At 66.1% G+C, this 16646-nt stretch carries 15 protein-coding genes; 8 read left to right on the top strand and 7 right to left on the bottom strand.

Features of this window, described 5'->3' with window-relative positions:
* Positions 1–261: 261 nt before the first annotated feature.
* The 5 genes from CAG31_RS10555 to CAG31_RS10535 all read right to left on the bottom strand — a co-directional run bounded on the left by CAG31_RS10555 (position 262) and on the right by CAG31_RS10535 (position 5073).
* Positions 262–1425 (bottom strand): gamma-butyrobetaine dioxygenase, encoded by a 1164-nt coding sequence (locus CAG31_RS10555; RefSeq protein WP_085580673.1) that lies wholly within the window; start codon positions 1423–1425, stop codon positions 262–264.
* 24 nt (positions 1426–1449) lie between these two features.
* Entirely contained in the window at positions 1450–1926 is a 477-nt protein-coding gene (locus CAG31_RS10550; protein ID WP_085580671.1) for a thioesterase family protein, read from the bottom strand.
* A gap of 136 nt (positions 1927–2062) precedes the next feature.
* The gene (locus CAG31_RS10545) at positions 2063–3028 is read right to left on the bottom strand and encodes an L-carnitine dehydrogenase (RefSeq protein WP_085580669.1); all 966 of its coding nucleotides are present in this window, start codon (positions 3026–3028) and stop codon (positions 2063–2065) included.
* Positions 3029–3165: 137 nt separating this feature from the next.
* Positions 3166–4053, bottom strand: coding sequence for a 3-keto-5-aminohexanoate cleavage protein (locus CAG31_RS10540; protein WP_085580667.1), 888 nt, complete (start codon positions 4051–4053; stop codon positions 3166–3168).
* Between the two features lie 75 nt (positions 4054–4128).
* The gene (locus tag CAG31_RS10535) at positions 4129–5073 is read right to left on the bottom strand and encodes a choline ABC transporter substrate-binding protein (RefSeq protein WP_085580665.1); all 945 of its coding nucleotides are present in this window, start codon (positions 5071–5073) and stop codon (positions 4129–4131) included.
* A gap of 193 nt (positions 5074–5266) precedes the next feature.
* Between CAG31_RS10535 and CAG31_RS10530 the strand changes: the two genes are divergently transcribed.
* Positions 5267–6211, top strand: coding sequence for a GlxA family transcriptional regulator (locus CAG31_RS10530; RefSeq protein WP_085580663.1), 945 nt, complete (start codon positions 5267–5269; stop codon positions 6209–6211).
* 166 nt (positions 6212–6377) lie between these two features.
* Here CAG31_RS10530 and CAG31_RS10525 read toward each other — a convergent pair whose 3' ends face one another.
* Positions 6378–6794, bottom strand: coding sequence for a DUF3010 family protein (locus tag CAG31_RS10525; protein WP_085580661.1), 417 nt, complete (start codon positions 6792–6794; stop codon positions 6378–6380).
* A gap of 260 nt (positions 6795–7054) precedes the next feature.
* Between CAG31_RS10525 and CAG31_RS10520 the strand changes: the two genes are divergently transcribed.
* The gene (locus CAG31_RS10520) at positions 7055–8020 is read left to right on the top strand and encodes a tyrosinase family protein (protein ID WP_085580659.1); all 966 of its coding nucleotides are present in this window, start codon (positions 7055–7057) and stop codon (positions 8018–8020) included.
* A 44-nt stretch (positions 8021–8064) separates the two neighbouring features.
* Here the strand turns inward: CAG31_RS10520 and CAG31_RS10515 are convergent, their stop codons facing one another.
* Positions 8065–8466: a lysozyme inhibitor LprI family protein gene (locus CAG31_RS10515; RefSeq protein WP_085581200.1), complete on the bottom strand. Its 402-nt coding sequence runs from the start codon at positions 8464–8466 to the stop codon at positions 8065–8067.
* A 235-nt stretch (positions 8467–8701) separates the two neighbouring features.
* Here CAG31_RS10515 and CAG31_RS10510 point away from each other — a divergent pair, with 235 nt between their 5' ends.
* The 6 genes from CAG31_RS10510 to CAG31_RS10485 all read left to right on the top strand — a co-directional run bounded on the left by CAG31_RS10510 (position 8702) and on the right by CAG31_RS10485 (position 16465).
* Positions 8702–9679, top strand: a complete 978-nt coding sequence (locus CAG31_RS10510; protein WP_085580657.1) for a dipeptidase — start codon at positions 8702–8704, stop codon at positions 9677–9679.
* A gap of 74 nt (positions 9680–9753) precedes the next feature.
* Positions 9754–10284: a DUF5943 domain-containing protein gene (locus CAG31_RS10505; protein ID WP_085580655.1), complete on the top strand. Its 531-nt coding sequence runs from the start codon at positions 9754–9756 to the stop codon at positions 10282–10284.
* 15 nt (positions 10285–10299) lie between these two features.
* Complete coding sequence (gene dgcA / locus CAG31_RS10500; RefSeq protein ID WP_085580653.1) at positions 10300–12360, top strand: dimethylglycine demethylation protein DgcA; 2061 nt, start codon at positions 10300–10302, stop codon at positions 12358–12360.
* A 154-nt stretch (positions 12361–12514) separates the two neighbouring features.
* Positions 12515–14464 carry a dimethylglycine demethylation protein DgcB gene (dgcB, locus tag CAG31_RS10495; RefSeq protein ID WP_085580651.1) on the top strand — a complete coding sequence of 650 codons (1950 nt, stop codon included), beginning with the start codon at positions 12515–12517 and terminating at the stop codon, positions 14462–14464.
* On the top strand, positions 14464–15684 hold the full coding sequence (locus CAG31_RS10490; protein ID WP_085580649.1) for an electron transfer flavoprotein subunit alpha/FixB family protein: 1221 nt from the start codon (positions 14464–14466) through the stop codon (positions 15682–15684). The genes dgcB and CAG31_RS10490 overlap by 1 nt, the downstream gene beginning before the upstream one ends.
* 10 nt (positions 15685–15694) lie before the next feature.
* Positions 15695–16465, top strand: coding sequence for an electron transfer flavoprotein subunit beta (locus CAG31_RS10485; protein WP_085580647.1), 771 nt, complete (start codon positions 15695–15697; stop codon positions 16463–16465).
* Positions 16466–16646 lie beyond the last annotated feature (181 nt).

The following is a 16646-nucleotide window of genomic DNA, read 5'->3' as shown; positions in this document are numbered from 1 at the left end:
CGAGGCGCGGCAAGGGTGTTTTGTCGCGGTGTCCACATTGGCTATGAGCATGTCGTTTTCGGCTAACTTGCGCGCCCAGGGAGTGGGCACACTGATGCCAGCTCGCTTCACGAAGGTTTGGTCACCCTCGCACGGCAGCTCCTCAACAGTACCCTCGCCCCGATCCTGTCACGGCTTGCATCGGGGCTTTTTTTGCCTGCCGGGTGGTAAGTCCGCGGTAGTTTCATCGCTAGCCTGCTGGCGATGAACGATGACGCGGTTTCAGCGCTGCAGCACCAGAATCCGCGACAGCAGCTCGTCCCGGTCGATGTAGCAGCCCTGGAAATGCCGGGCCCCGCTGGCCGGGTCGAACGCGTTGCGCGCGTGCAGGGTGCGGCGGTTGTCGAAGCACCACAGCTCGCCCGGATTGAGCCGCCGCATCACCCGAAAGCGCGGTTCGCGGGTCATGGCGATGAAGCGCCGGTAGGCCCGGTACAGCAGCGGCATCTGCTCCACCGACGTGTCGAACGCCCCGCGCAGGAAGTTGGCCATGCGGATCTCGGCCACGTGACCCAAGGCGTCCAGCGCAATGATCGGCGCCAGCCGGCGATAGTCGCTGTGGCGATCCTTGTTGCGAAACTCCACGGGGATGTCGCACAGGGCCTGGAACGACGGGGGATCCTCCCGGCGCAGCGCCTCGGCGATGGCGAACCCGTCGACGAAAATGCTCTCGCCACCCTCGGCGTCGTTCACCAGGCAATGCAGGAACTGCAGCCCCGGTTGCAGCTCGCGGGTCGGCAGGTCCGTGTGCAGCGGCAGGTTGAAGGCAGTGTAGGCATTGCTGTCGGCATCGGCCTTGGACTGCACGTTGAACAGCACACCGAAATTGCTCTCGCGGATGAACGAAATGCGCTGGGCGACCGCCTTCAGCGAGCCGGGTTCGGTGGGCACGCCGCGCACCTGGGTCAGGCCGATGTCGCGCACCGCCAGCAGCCAGTGCAGCAGCGCGTCGTTGTCGTTCATCAGGGCGGCGTAGTCGAACACCGGCAGTTGCAGGTCGCTGCGCCAGAGGAAGGGCCTGGGCTTGGCGGCGAGGCGTTCGGCGCGGGATTCGTCGTCGTAGGCGTGGGCCCGCAGCCAGCCGGGGTCGAAGCGGCTCAGGTGGCCGTCCTGCCAGTCGATGAGCAGGCGGCCGTCGCTGTCGATGCGGGCGGCGGCGGGTTCCAGCGAGGACGAGGCGTCGACGATCTCGAACACCTGCTCGCGGGTGACGCTGTACACGCACTGCGGGCACGGGCAGTTGTCCCGCAGCCAAGCGTGGTGGAACGGGCTGACCCGCCCGTCGGCCCATTCGGCCAGGACGCGGTCCGCCAGACGCTGCACGCCGTTCAGCGCGCTGATCAACGGATAGGTACGGAAATCGGCTACGGCGGCAACGGTGTTCATGGCGGCTCCTTGCGATGGACGGGTTTACCGGGCGGGGGGCAGGGCGATGACCCGGCCGATGTACTCCGGCGCGGGCAGGTCGGCCTGTTCCGCGACGAGGGCTTGCAGGCGCTCCAGCGTCGGCGGGCTGAACGGCGCCGAACGGGGGCCGGCGAGGTCGACGTGGAGCAGCATCTGCTCGTTGCCGGCCAAGGCCTTGTCGCCGCCGCTCAGGTGCAGGCTGTGGTAGAGGTGCAAGCGTTTCTGGTCGTGGCCGATGATCTGTGTGCGCACCTCGACTTCGGCGTCGAGCTTCACTTCGTGCAGGTAGTTCAGGTGCAGTTCGAGGGTGAACAGCGACTGGCCGCTGGCTTCGCGGTTGCCGCTGTCCATGCCCAAGTGATCCATCAGGGCGTCGGTGGCGTAGCTGAAGATCAGCAGGTAGAAGGCGTCGCGCAGGTGGCCGTTGTAGTCGACCCACTCCGGGAGGATGCGGGTCTGGTAGGTGGTGAGGGCGGGCATGCTGCTGGCTCCGGCAAAAGGGGTGAGTGGACGGCCGCCTTCGCGGGCCAGCCCGCTTCCACAGGGAACCACATCCCACTGTGGGAGCGGGCTGGACCGCGAAGGGGCCGGTACTGCTGGCCTCGGTCTGCGGGGCCTACTCGCTGAAACTCATGCCGTGCTTCTGCTTGGTGGCCTTGACCGCCTCCAGCACCGCCAGCAGGCAATCGTCACGATAGCGCTCCAGCGCCGAAATGCTGTGTCGGCCCAATTGGTCGCTGGTGCCGTCCACCACGTCGTCGATCAGCTTGTCGGTCAGCTCCGGTGCCGGCAGGTAGGTCCACGGCAGCTTCAGTGCCGGGCCGAACTGCGACATGAAGTGGCGCATGCCCGCATCGCCGCCGGCCAGGGTGTAGGTCAGGAAGGTGCCCATGAACGACCAGCGCAGGCCGGCGCCGAAGCGGATCGCGTCGTCGATCTCGCCGGTGGTCGCCACGCCGTCGTTGACCAGGTGCAGCGCCTCGCGCCACAGCGCTTCGAGCAGACGGTCGGCGATGAAGCCCGGCACTTCCTTGCGCACGTGCAGCGGGCGCATGCCGAGGGACTCGTAGACCTGCATGGCCGCCTGAACCGCTTCGGGCGCGGTGTTCTTGCCGCCGACCACTTCCACCAGCGGCAGCAGGTAGACCGGGTTGAACGGGTGGCCGACCACGCAGCGTTCCGGGTGGGTCGAACTCTCGTAGAACTCGCTGGGCAGCAGGCCCGACGTGCTGGAGCCGATCAGTGCGTTCGGCTTGGCCGCTGCGCTGATCTTGCTGTGCAGCTCCAGTTTCAGTTCCAGGCGCTCCGGGGCGCTTTCCTGGATGAAGTCGGCGTCGCGTACGCATTCCTCGATGGTGGCGACGAAGCGCAGGCGATCTAGCGAGGCGCCGGGCGCCAGGCCGTTCTTCTCCAGCGCGCCCCAGGCGTTGGCCACGCGCTTGCGCAGGGCCGCTTCGGCGCCGGGCGCCGGATCCCAGGCCACGACGTCGAGGCCATGGGCGAGGGCGCGGGCCACCCAGCCGCTGCCGATGACACCGCTGCCCAGGGCAGCGAAGGTTTTGATGTCGGTGATAAAGCTCATGCTGATGTCCTGAAGTGGGCTTAAAAAACTGTGGGAGCGAGCCGGCCCGCGAACGCGTCGGGTCGATTGACGAAGAGGCTTGCGGCGTACCGGCCTCTTCGCAGGCAAGCCCGCTCCCACAGGGGGAAAGGGGTGGATCAGCCGCGCCGGGTCAGGCCCATTTTCTGGCGGCCCTCGGCCGGGGTCAGCACGCGGGCGCCGAGGCGGCTGAGGATTTCGGTGGCGCGTTCGACCAGTTGGCCGTTGGTCGCCAGCACGCCTTTGTCCAGCCACAGGTTGTCTTCCAGGCCGACCCGCACGTTGCCGCCCAGCAGCACCGCTTGCGCCGCCATCGGCATCTGCATGCGGCCGATGCCGAAGCCGGCCCACACCGCGTCGGCCGGCAGGTTGTCGACCATGGCCTTCATGGTGGTGGTGTCGGCCGGGGCGCCCCACGGGATGCCCAGGCACAGCTGGAACAGCGGGTTGTCGAGCAGGCCTTCCTTGATCATCTGCTTGGCGAACCACAGGTGGCCGGTGTCGAAGATCTCAAGCTCGGCCTTCACGCCCAGCTCGGTGATGCGCTTGGCGCCGGCCCGCAGCTGCGCCGGGGTGGAGACGTAAATGGTGTCGCCGTCGCCGAAGTTCAGGGTGCCGCAGTCCAGGGTGCAGATTTCCGGCAGCAGCTCTTCGACGTGGGCCAGACGGGTCAGCGGGCCCACCAGGTCAGTATTCGGGCCGAACTCCATCGGCCGCTCGCCCGGGCCGATCTCCAGGTCGCCGCCCATGCCGGCGGTGAGGTTGACGATGATGTCGACGTCGGCTTCGCGGATGCGCTCCATCACTTCGCGGTACAGCGCCACGTCGCGGCTGAACTTGCCGGTCTGCGGGTCGCGGACGTGGCAGTGCACGACCGTGGCGCCGGCCTTGGCCGCTTCCACGGCGGCTGCGGCGATCTGTTTCGGGGTGACCGGCACGTGGGGGCTCTTGGCGGTCGTGTCGCCAGCACCGGTGAGTGCGCAGGTGATGATGACGTCGTGGTTCATGGTGCGGTTTCCTTCAGGCGTGAGGGGGCTGTCCGCAGCCCGCGGCGGGCTGCGGAACGGTTTTTCGGTTGCGGTCTATTTGCTGGTGAGCTGGAGGTTCTCGGCGGCCGGCTTGCCGTCGAAGGTCGTGACGCCTTCAAGCCAGCGCTGCTTGTCCTGGGGGTGATCCTTGAGCCATTGCTTCGCCGATTCGAAGGCGTCCTTGTGGTCGAGCAGCGGCTGCATCATGCGGCTCTCGTCTTCGGCGCTGAACGTCAGGTTGCTCAGCAGGCGGCTGACGTTCGGGCACTGCTCGGCGTATTTCGGCGCGGTGACGGTCCAGACGGTGGCCATGCCTTCGTTCGGGCCCAGGGCGTCGTCGCTGCCGGTCAGGTAGGTCATCTGCACGTTGACGTTCATCGGGTGCGGCGCCCAGCCGAAGAACACCACGGCCTCCTTGCGGCGCACGGCGCGGTCCACGGCGGCGAGCATGCCGGCCTCGCTGGACTCCACCAGCTGGAACTTGCCCAGGCCGAACTGGTTCTTGGCGATCATCGCCTTGATCTGGGTGTTGGCGCCGGAGCCCGGTTCGATGCCGTAGATCTTGCCGCCCAGCTCTTTCTCGAACTTGGCGATGTCGGCGAAGGTCTTCAGGCCCTTGTCGGCCAGGTAGGTCGGCACGGCGAGGGTGGCGCGGGCGTCCTTCAGGCTCGGCTCGGCGAGCACCTTGACCTGGTTGGCGTCGACGAACGGAGTGATGGTCTGGGTCATCAGCGGGTTCCAGTAGCCGAGGAACAGATCCAGGCGCTGGTCGCGGATCCCGGCGAAGACGATCTGCTGGGACGCGCTGGTCTGCTTGGTGCTGTAGCCGAGGCCGTCGAGCAGCACCTGGGCCATGGCGCTGGTGGCGATCACGTCGGTCCAGTTGACCACGCCCATGCGCACGTTCTGGCACGCGGCGGGCTCGGCCGCCATGACGCCGGTGCTCAACAAGGCGGTGGCGCTGAGTGAAAGGACGCAGCGGCTGATCAGTCGTTTCATGTCGGGTTCCTCGGCAGGTCGTTATTGTGGGGCCCGGTGTCTGTTGCGCCGGTGATGCCAAAACTACGCAGCAACGCGCCGGCGAAAACGCACTGCGGCGACCGACTCTTGCACTGCAGCGACCTGTCCTCTTGAATGCCGCCGACAACTGGCGTATCAACGTTGCACGCTACCCGCCCACCGAGTGCGCGCCATGTCCCAGGATTTCTACTTTCTGTTGATGCCGGGTTTTTCGGCCATCGGGTTCATCTCCGCGATAGAGCCGCTGCGGGTCGCCAACCGCTTTCGCGGCGAGCTGTACCGCTGGCACGTGCTGAGCGCCGACGGCGGAGCGGTGCTGGCGAGCAACGGCATGTCGGTGAACGCCGACGCAGCGTTGGAGCCGCTGAAGAAAGGCGCGACGTTGCTGGTGGTGGCCGGGTTCGAGCCGCTGAAGTTCGCCACCCCCGCGCTGGAGCACTGGCTGCGGCGCCTGGACAACGAAGGCGTGACCCTGGGCGCCATCGACACCGGCAGCTTCGTCCTGGCCGAGGCCGGCCTGCTCGACGGCCACCGCCTGACCCTGCACTGGGAGGCCATCGACGCCTTCCGGGAGTCCTATCCGCAGTTGAGCGTCACCCAGGAGCTGTTCGAGATCGACCGCCGCCGCATCACCTCGGCCGGCGGCACCGCGTCCATCGACCTGATGCTCGACCTGATCGCCCAGGCCCACGGCGCGCAACTGGCGATCCAGGTCAGCGAGCAATTTGTGTTGGGAAGGATCCGTCCGCGCAAAGACCACCAGCGCATGGAAGTCGCCACGCGCTACGGCATCAGCAACAAGAAGCTGGTGCAGGTGATCGGCGAAATGGAACAGCACAGCGAACCGCCGCTGACCACCCTGGAGCTGGCGGAATCGATCAAGGTGACGCGGCGCCAGCTGGAGCGGCTGTTCCGCCTGCACCTGAACGACACGCCGAGCAATTTCTACCTGCGGCTGAGGCTGGAGAAGGCCCGGCAACTGCTGCGCCAGACCGACATGAGCGTGCTGGAGGTCAGCATCGCCTGCGGGTTCGAATCGCCGTCGTATTTCACCCGCAGCTACCGGGCACGGTTTGCCCGCTGCCCAAGGGAAGACCGGCGCACCGCCCAGGCCTGAGTGACTGCACGCAAGACCGATGTGGGAGCCGGCCTGCCGGCGATGGCGGTGAGTCAGGCAATCGGGATGTCGGCAGTGCCGGCCTCATCGCTTGCAGGCAAGCTCCTACAGGTTGCGTGGTGGGCGGGGATCCCACAATTGACCGGCAGTGGCCGGGAAGGAAAGGTTACTTCTTCAGCAACGCCGCGCACGCCGTCCTGTACGCCTCGTGCTGATACTTGTTCAGCGTGCCCGGCAGCTCGACGTTGTGCTTCTTGGCCTGGGCGTTGACGGTCTGCGGCGACAGCAGCGTCACCTCGCAGCCATCCAGCAACTGGAACACGCCCTCGATCTTGAACGTGGTCGGCCCGCCGGCGAACTCGCCCTTCTTGCTGCGCTTCTTGATCGCAATGCGATCAATCGAATTCTCGCGCACGAACGACGCCACCTGCGCGGCGAACAGCCGGACGTTGGCGGTCTCGTCGTCATCGTCGAGGGCGATTTTCTTGGTGCCCAGCGCAACATGGTGAAGGCTCGCCCCGTCAAGGGACGCCACGGCGATGATCGCTTCGCTGCCTTTGATTTCGATGCCGCAGATGTTCATGTGAATCCTTTGATTGGCCTGAGGCGTGCAGCTTACAGCGCCAGGCGACGGGGTGCGTCGCCGAATGCCGTCTCGGCTGCCCTGCGGCTGTCCGGATCGTCCTGGAAGTGTCCCTCGACGCGTCTTCCGGCAGGGTCGACCGTTCATCTGAAAACAAGATCGACCTGTTACTTGTGACAGTGGTCGCCTGCGTTCATGCCTCTTAGATTGGCGTGAAGCCACCTTCGGCCGAAAGCTGCCTCAGGCAAAGGAGTCGTGCCATGATCATCAGGAAAAACGTTCGTTCGCTGACGTTCGAGGAGCGTTCGGACTACATCAGGGCTGTTCTGGAGCTCAAACGAATAGGGCGCTATGACCGTTATGTGCATTGGCATCACGAAATGATGGTGCCGACGGTGCGTCCATGGGAGCCGCAGGATCCCGAGTACCGGAACGGCGCGCACCTTGGTCCGGCGTTTCTGCCTTGGCACCGGGAAATGCTGATGCAGTTCGAGTCCGACTTGCGCACCGTCAGCCCCGATGTCGCCTTGCCGTACTGGGATTGGACCGAAGACGCCGACGACCCGGAGAACTCGCCGATCTGGTCAGAGCTATGGATGGGCGGCAATGGAGACCGAGGCGATCATGACCGGGTGCAGACGGGGCCCTTTGCCCATCAGTACGGAAACTGGCCGGTTCCAGCCTATCCCGAAAATGGAGAGACGGAACCTGGCCTCAAGCGTCAGTTCGGTGTTTCAGTCGCATCACTGCCGACGCTTGCCGATGTGCAAATGGCGATGGACGAGTGGCTGTACGACACACCGCCTTACGATTCCGGGCCGTATACCCGAGGGTTCCGCAACCGGTTGGAAGGGTGGGTCACGCGGCGGGGCGATCCGCAGGTCACCACTGCCGGTTCGCAATTGCACAACCGCGTCCACCTGTGGATAGGTGGCAACATGTTGGCCATGACTTCGCCTGAAGATCCGGTGTTTTTCCTGCACCATTGCTTCATCGACAAGGTCTGGGCCGAGTGGCAGACGCAGATGGCACTGGACCACCCGCAGTGGGCGCCCCATTACGCGCCGGTCATGGAGGGGCCGCCCGGCCACAACATCGATGATGCGCTCGCGCCCTGGACAAGGACGGTGAGGCATGTCTTGAACATTCAGGATCTGGGCTACGAATACTCGCCGGTCAAGCAGTTGCACAAGCGCCCCTTCAAATCGCCTTTCATGGCGCCCTGAGGACGGGACGCACGGTTCCCGCGCCGCAGGCGCAGGAACCGGCCTCACTCCTGCCCGATCGACTCCAGAAACTCCGACCGCTCGTCGCTCATCCGCGCCACGCAGTCGTTCTGCGCGATCTTGAAGGCCTTGCTGCCTTCGGTGGCCGGGAAGGCCTCGACGGCGCAGTCGGCGTCGCGGGTCTTGAGCCATTGCTGCTGGGCGGACTTGATCTTGGCGGTAATGTCGGCCAGTTGCCCGGCGTTCTTGCCGTAGGCGGTCTGCATGCGCTCGTTCAGGCTCTTGTAGTTGTCCTTGAGCAGGTCTTCGGCGGTGGTGCGGCTGTAGGTGGAGCATTCCAGGGTCTGGACGTCGTTTTCCACCGCGTCGCACGGGTTGCTGTCGGACTCTTCGGCGGCGTGTGCGCCGGTCGCAATCAGGGCCAGGGCCAGGAAGATCGATTTCATTGGGGTCGCCGCTCTAATCCAGTGGTGTGTGCGAGATGCGCAAGATTCTGGCTCAAGCTCGCGGCCTTGAACAGGTGGCCGGTCGGGCCGGTCGGCGACCCTTTGTCGCGGATTGACGCTTTCGGTGATTCCCCTGTCGTTTTTGCACCGGAACGACCCGGGCCCTAGGCATATGCTGGCCCCAAAGCGCCGGCAGACGATTCGGCGCAGGAATCGCCAATAAGGGGACAGCCTGATGAGCCCAGCCGAACTACACGCCGACAGCATCGTTATCGACGGTCTGATCATTGCCAAATGGAACCGCGAGCTGTTCGAAGACATGCGCAAGGGCGGTCTGACGGCGGCCAACTGCACCGTGTCGGTGTGGGAGGGCTTTCAGGCCACGGTCAACAACATCGCCGCCAGCCAGAAGCTGATCCGCGAGAACAGCGACCTGGTGATGCCGGTGCGCACCACCGCCGACATCCGCAAGGCCAAGGAGCTGGGCAAGACCGGCATCCTCTTCGGCTTCCAGAACGCCCACGCCTATGAGGACCAGATCGGCTACGTCGAGGTGTTCAAGCAGCTGGGCGTGGGCATCGTGCAGATGTGCTACAACACCCAGAACCTGGTGGGCACCGGCTGCTACGAGCGCGACGGCGGCCTGTCGGGCTTCGGCCGCGAGATCGTCGCCGAGATGAACCGCGCCGGTGTGATGTGCGACCTGTCCCACGTCGGCTCCAAGACCAGCGAGGAAGTCATCCTCGAATCGAAGAAGCCGGTCTGCTATTCCCACTGCCTGCCGTCGGGGCTCAAGGAGCACCCGCGCAACAAGTCCGATGCGGAACTGAAGTTCATCGCCGACCACGGCGGCTTCGTCGGCGTGACCATGTTCGCGCCGTTCCTGGCCAAGGGCATCGATTCGACCATCGACGACTACGCCGAAGCCATCGAATACACCATGAACATCGTCGGCGAAGACGCCATCGGCATCGGCACCGACTTCACCCAGGGCCACGGCCAGGACTTCTTCGAGTACCTGACCCACGACAAGGGCTACGCCCGCCGCCTGACCAACTTCGGCAAGATCATCAACCCGCTGGGCATCCGCACCGTCGGCGAGTTCCCGAACCTGACCGAAACCCTGCTCAAGCGCGGCCACTCCGAGCGGGTGGTGCGCAAGATCATGGGCGAGAACTGGGTGAACGTCCTCAAGGACGTCTGGGGCGAGTAAGCCGCTTCCCGAATACTTTCCCCCGGCCGTCCGCGCCGGGGGCAACACCAAAATTTTTCTGGAGTTAAGTTTCCATGGCCAAGATCGCCCCGCAATTGCCAATCGAAGTCGACAGCGAGACCGGTGTCTGGACGTCCGACGCCCTGCCGATGCTGTATGTGCCGCGCCATTTCTTCGTCAACAACCACATGGGCATCGAGGAAGTGCTGGGCGCCGAAGCCTATGCCGAGATCCTCTACAAGGCCGGCTACAAGTCCGCCTGGCACTGGTGCGAGAAAGAAGCCGAATGCCACGGCCTGGAAGGCGTCGCGGTGTTCGAGCACTACATGAAGCGCCTGTCGCAGCGCGGCTGGGGCCTGTTCAAGATCCAGGACATCGACCTCGACAAGGGCACCGCCAGCGTCAAGCTCGAACACTCGGCGTTCGTCTATGTGTACGGCAAGGTCGGGCGCAAGGTCGACTACATGTTCACCGGCTGGTTCGCAGGTGCCATGGACCAGATCCTCGCCGCCCGCGGCAGCAAGGTCCGCACCGTGGCCGAGCAGGTCTACGGCGGTTCCGAAGAAGGCCACGACGACGGCCTGTTCACCGTCAAGCCGTTGTAAGTCGAGGAATCCGCCATGGCTTTCGAAGCAATGTTCCAGCCGATCCAGATCGGCAAACTGACCATCCGCAACCGCGTGCTCAGCACCGCGCACGCCGAGGTCTATGCGACTGACGGGGGCATGACCACCGAGCGCTACGTCAAGTACTACGAAGAGAAAGCCAAGGGCGGCATCGGCCTGGCGATCTGCGGCGGTTCGTCGGTGGTGGCCATCGACAGCCCGCAGCAGTGGTGGAGTTCGGTGAACCTGTCCACCGACCGGATCATCCCGCACTTCCAGAACCTGGCCGACGCCATGCACAAGCATGGCGCCAAGATCATGATCCAGATTACCCACATGGGCCGCCGCTCCCGCTGGGACGGCTACAACTGGCCGACCCTGATGTCGCCGTCGGGCATCCGCGAACCGGTGCACCGCGCCACCTGCAAGACCATCGAGCCGGAAGAGATCTGGCGGGTGATCGGCAACTACGCCCAGGCCGCGCGCCGGGCCAAGGCCGGCGGCCTGGACGGCGTCGAGCTGTCGGCGGTGCACCAGCACATGATCGACCAGTTCTGGAGCCCGCGGGTCAACAAGCGCACCGACGAATGGGGCGGCACCTTCGAGGGCCGCATGAAGTTCGGCCTGGAAGTGCTCAAGGCCGTGCGCGCCGAGGTCGGCGACGACTTCTGCGTGGGCATGCGCATCTGCGGCGACGAGTTCCACCCGGACGGCCTGTCCCACGAGGACATGAAGCAGATCGCCAAGTACTACGACGACACCGGCATGCTCGATTTCATCGGCGTGGTCGGCTCGGGCTGCGACACCCACAACACCCTGGCCAACGTGATCCCCAACATGAGCTATCCGCCGGAGCCTTTCCTGCACCTGGCGGCCGGGATCAAGGAAGTGGTCAAGGTGCCGGTGCTGCACGCGCAGAACATCAAGGACCCGAACCAGGCCACCCGCATCCTCGAAGGCGGCTACGTGGACATGGTCGGCATGACCCGCGCCCACATCGCCGACCCGCACCTGATCGCCAAGATCAAGATGGGCCAGGTCGACCAGATCAAGCAGTGCGTGGGCGCCAACTACTGCATCGACCGCCAGTACCAGGGCCTGGACGTGCTGTGCATCCAGAACGCCGCGACCTCCCGCGAATACATGGGCGTGCCGCACATCATCGAGAAGTCGGCAGGGCCGAAACGCAAGGTGGTGATCGTCGGTGCCGGCCCGGCAGGGATGGAAGCTGCCCGTGTGGCGGCCGAGCGCGGCCACGACGTGACCCTGTTCGAGAAGAAGGAATTCATCGGCGGCCAGATCACCACGGCGGCCAAGGCGCCGCAGCGTGACCAGATCGCCGGCATCACCCGCTGGTTCCAGCTGGAGCTGGCGCGCCTGAAAGTCGACCTGCGCCTGGGCGTGGCGGCGGATGCGCCGACCATCATGGATCTGCGTCCGGACATCGTGGTGCTCGCCGTCGGCGGCCATCCGTACCTGGAGCAGAACGAGCACTGGGGCGCCGCCGAAGGGCTGGTGGTCAGCAGCTGGGACGTGCTCGACGGCAAGGTGGCGCCGGGCAAGAACGTGCTGGTCTACGACACCATCTGCGAGTTCACCGGGATGTCGGTCGCCGACTTCCTCGCCGACAAGGGCAGCCAGGTCGAGATCGTCACCGACGACATCAAGCCGGGCGTGGCCATCGGCGGCACGTCGTTCCCGACCTACTACCGCAGCATGTACCCCAAGGAAGTGATCATGACCGGCGACATGATGCTGGAGAAGGTCTACCGCGAGGGCGACAAGCTGGTGGCGGTGCTGGAGAACGAATACACCGGCGCCAAGGAAGAGCGGGTGGTGGATCAGGTGGTCGTCGAGAACGGCGTGCGCCCGGACGAAGAAATCTACTACGCGCTCAAGGAAGGCTCGCGCAACAAGGGCCAGATCGACGTCGAGGCGCTGTTTGCGATCCAGCCGCAGCCATCGCTGAGCCAGGCGGGGGACGGCTACCTGCTGTTCCGCATCGGCGACTGCGTGGCCCAGCGCAACACCCATGCGGCGATCTATGACGCGCTGCGGCTGTGCAAGGACTTCTGAAGACTTGCACACAACCCTGTGGGAGCGGGCTTGCCCGCGATAGCGGTGGATCAGTCGATGAAAATGTGACTGACAGAATGCATTCGCGGGCAAGCCCGCTCCCACAGTAACCGCAGACCGTGTTTCTCCAGGCTGTACTGGTGGGAGCTTCACCATGTTGAACACCCTTCTTCCGATCCTGCTGTTCGCGGCCATCGCCCTCGCGGTGTTGGGCGCGTTGCGGCGGGTGGCCATGTGGCGCCGGGGCCGTGCCTCGAAGGTCGACCTGATCGGCGGCCTGTTCGCCATGCCCAAGCGCTACATGGTCGACCTGCACCACGTGGTGGCGCGGGACAAATACATCGCCAACACCCACGTCGCCACGGCGGGCGGGGCGGTGGCGTCCATCGTGCTGGCGATCCTGGTGCACGGCTTCGGCCTGCACAACCGCATCCTCGGCTACGCGCTGCTGCTGATGACAGCCGTGATGTTCGTCGGCGCGGTGTTCGTCTACCGCCGTCGGCTCGACCCGCCGTCGCGCCTGTCCAAAGGCCCGTGGATGCGCCTGCCGAAAAGCCTGCTGGCGTTCTCGGCCTCGTTCTTCCTGGTGACCTTGCCGGTGGCCGGCATCCTGCCGCAGGACTTCGGCGGCTGGGTGCTGGCGGCCATCCTGGGCGTCGGTGTGCTGTGGGGCGTGTCGGAGCTGTTCTTCGGCATGACCTGGGGCGGACCGATGAAACACGCCTTCGCCGGTGCCCTGCACCTGGCCTGGCACCGCCGCGCCGAACGCTTCGGCGGCGGTCGCTCCACCGGCCTCAAGCCGCTGGACCTCAACGATCCGGATGCGCCGCTGGGCGTGGAGAAACCGAAGGATTTCACCTGGAACCAATTGCTCGGCTTCGACGCCTGCGTGCAGTGCGGCAAGTGCGAAGCGGCGTGCCCGGCGTTCGCCGCCGGCCAGCCGCTGAACCCGAAGAAGCTGATCCAGGACATGGTCGTCGGCCTGGCCGGCGGCAGCGACGCGAAGTTCGCCGGCAGCCCGTATCCGGGCAAGCCCGTCGGCGAGCATTCGGGCAACCCGCACCAGCCGATCGTCAACGGCCTGGTGGACGCCGAGACCCTGTGGTCGTGCACCACCTGCCGCGCCTGCGTCGAGGAATGCCCGATGATGATCGAGCACGTCGATGCCATCGTCGACATGCGCCGTCACCTGACCCTCGAAAAGGGTGCGACCCCGAACAAGGGCGCCGAGGTCCTGGAGAACCTGATCGCCACCGACAACCCCGGCGGTTTCGCCCCGGGCGGGCGGATGAACTGGGCGGCGGACCTGAACCTCGACGTGCTCGGCGAGAAGAAATCCACCGACGTGCTGTTCTGGGTCGGCGACGGTGCCTTCGACATGCGCAACCAGCGCACCCTGCGCGCCTTCGTCAAGGTGCTGAAGGCGGCGAAGATCGACTTCGCCGTGCTGGGCCTCGAAGAGCGCGACAGCGGCGACGTGGCCCGGCGCCTGGGCGACGAGGCGACATTCCAACTGCTCGCCAAGCGCAACATCCAGACCCTGGCCAAGTACCGCTTCAACCGCATCGTCACCTGCGACCCGCACAGCTTCCACGTGCTGAAGAACGAGTACGGCGCCTTCGACGGCAACTATCTGGTGCAGCACCACAGCACCTACATGGCGGAACTGATCGGCGACGGCGCGCTGAACCTGGGCCAGCACAAGGGCGACAGCGTGACCTATCACGACCCGTGCTATCTGGGCCGCTACAACGGCGAGTACGAAGCGCCGCGCCAGGTGCTGCGGGCCCTGGGCATCGAGGTCAAGGAAATGCAGCGTTCCGGCTTCCGTTCGCGTTGCTGCGGCGGCGGCGGCGGGGCGCCGATCACCGACATTCCGGGCAAGCAGCGGATCCCCGACATGCGCATGGAAGACATCCGCGAAACCGGCGCCGCCCTGGTGGCCGTGGGTTGCCCGCAGTGCACGGCGATGCTCGAAGGCGTGGTCGAACCGCGTCCGTTGATCAAGGACATCGCCGAACTGGTGGCCGACGCGCTGCTGGAGGAGTCCGCCTCGGGCAAGCCCGCCGCCCCGGCCAAACGTGAACCTGCGGAGGCCCACTGATGAGCGACATTATCCGCCGCGATCCGCGCGCCGAATGGATCGCACGCAACCGTCTGCATCCGCTGCACGCAGCCATGCAACCGGCGCAGCACAGCTGGATGGGCCCCCACGGGATCGTCCGCAAGAACCCCCACGGCATCGGCTTCATCGGCCCCAACGGCATCAAGCGCATCGACCGCAGCGGTGCCCAGCAGGGCGGGGCGGCCAAGCGCTCGGCCGCCGTGGAAGTGCAGTTGCCGCTGCACCAGGTGCCGACACCGGCGTTCTACATCAGCGTGGTGCCGGACATGGTCGGCGGCCGCCTGAGCAGCCACGACCGCGACCTGCTGGGCCTGGCCCGTCAGTTGGCCGGCCAGGACGGCGCGGTGCTGGCGGTGGTGTTCGGCGAGCACAAGGAAAGCGCCTTCGCCACGGCGGGCGTCGACCGCCTGCTGGTGCTCGAAGGCGAGCAATTCAACGGTTATGCACCGGAGCAACGGGTGCAGGGCCTGCGGGCTGTGGATAACCAGTTCGCTCCGCGCCACTGGCTGCTGCCCGACAGCCGCAGCGGCGGCGGCGAACTGGGCCGGCGCTTTGCCGCAGCCCTGGGCGAACGCCCGGCGACGCGGGTGTGGCAAGTCAAGGATCAGGAATGCACCGGCCGCGCCGGGGCAGGCCTGCAGGACCTCGTCCGGCCGCTGGCGCGGCTGATCCTGGCCTCGGCCGAATGCGCCGAGCCGGTCAGCGAGACCCGCCACGAAGCGTTGCCGGTGGAGTTATCCACAAGCGTTGCCCGCAGCCTGTCGCGCATTGAGGATCTGGGCGCGGTGGCGGTGGATCCGGCGGCGATCCCGATGGCCGAGGCGGAGTTCATTTTCTCCGGCGGCAACGGGGTCAAGGACTGGGATCTTTTCCACAGGACGGCCGCCGCCCTCGGCGCCACCGAAGGCGCTTCGCGGGTGGCGGTGGACGATGGCTTCATGTCCCGCGACCGTCAGGTCGGCGCGTCCGGTACCTGGGTCACCGCCCGGGTGTACGTGGCGGTGGGGATTTCCGGGGCGATCCAGCACCTGCAAGGCATCGGTGCCTGCGACAAGGTGGTGGCGATCAACCTCGACGCCGGCTGCGACATGATCAAGCGCGCCGACCTGTCGGTGATCGGCGAGAGCGCCGAGGTCCTGCAGGCCTTGATCGCGGCGGTGGAAGCCTGGCGCAACGGCGCCAAACGTGATGCGGCTTGAGGAAAGGGTCATGAACGCGAAAGTCATCAGTCTGGTTTCAATCGGCGCCCACCCGACCTCGGGCCGGCCGCGCCGCGCCGAGCAGGACGCCCGGGCCGTGGAGCTGGGCCTGCAACTGGCCGGGGACGGCCTGCAAGTGCTGCACGCCGGCGACATCGCCGAGCCTGCGCTGCGCGCCTACCTGGGCATGGGCCTGGAGCAGATGCACGTGCTGGAACAGCCGGCGGGGGCGGACGCGCTGCCGGCGCTGACCGACTACCTGCGCGGGGCCGGGGCCCAGGTGGTGCTCACCGGCAGCCAGGCGGAAACCGGCGAAGGTTCGGGGATGCTGCCGTTCCTGCTGGCCGAAGGGCTGGGCTGGCCGCTGGTGGTGGGGCTGGCGCAGGTCGAATCGATCGACGGCGGCTCGGCGCTGGTGCTGCAAGCGCTGCCGCGCGGGCAGCGGCGGCGGCTGAAGGTGCGCCTGCCGTTTCTGGCCACTGTGGATAACGCCGCGCCCAAGCCGCGGCAAAGCGCCTACGGGCCGGCCCGGCGCGGTGTGCTGCAACCTGAAGACGTCGAAGTGGTGGACGACGGCCTGTTGGCGGCAGCGACGCTGCAACCGGCCAAGCCGCGCCCGAAGCGGCTGAAGGTGATCAAGGCCAAGAGCGGCGCCGACCGGATGAAGGCCGCCACGGCCAAGGCCAGCGGCGGGGGTGGACAGGTGCTCAAGGGCGTCAGTGCCCAGGCGGGGGCCGAGGCGATCCTCAAGCTGTTGATCGAAGAGGGAGTGGTTCGCTGAATCCCCTGGGGGCGCAGCGGCGCTCTCACTGACGCCATCGCCAGCAGGCTGGCTCCCACAGGGGTTGTGGTGCAGCTGAAAACTGTGGGAGATTCTATGGTTGAGGCAAAGCCCTCAGCCTGCTTTCGGTTCATATTCGCTTTGTCCTTTGAGCAGGGCGAATACGATCCGGGCCAGTTTG

It is taken from the genome of Pseudomonas sp. R25(2017), assembly GCF_002112565.1.
GTDB lineage: Bacteria > Pseudomonadota > Gammaproteobacteria > Pseudomonadales > Pseudomonadaceae > Aquipseudomonas > Aquipseudomonas ekonensis.
The sequence above is the reverse complement of the archived record's forward strand: the minus strand, read 5'-3'. Positions and strand labels throughout refer to the sequence as shown.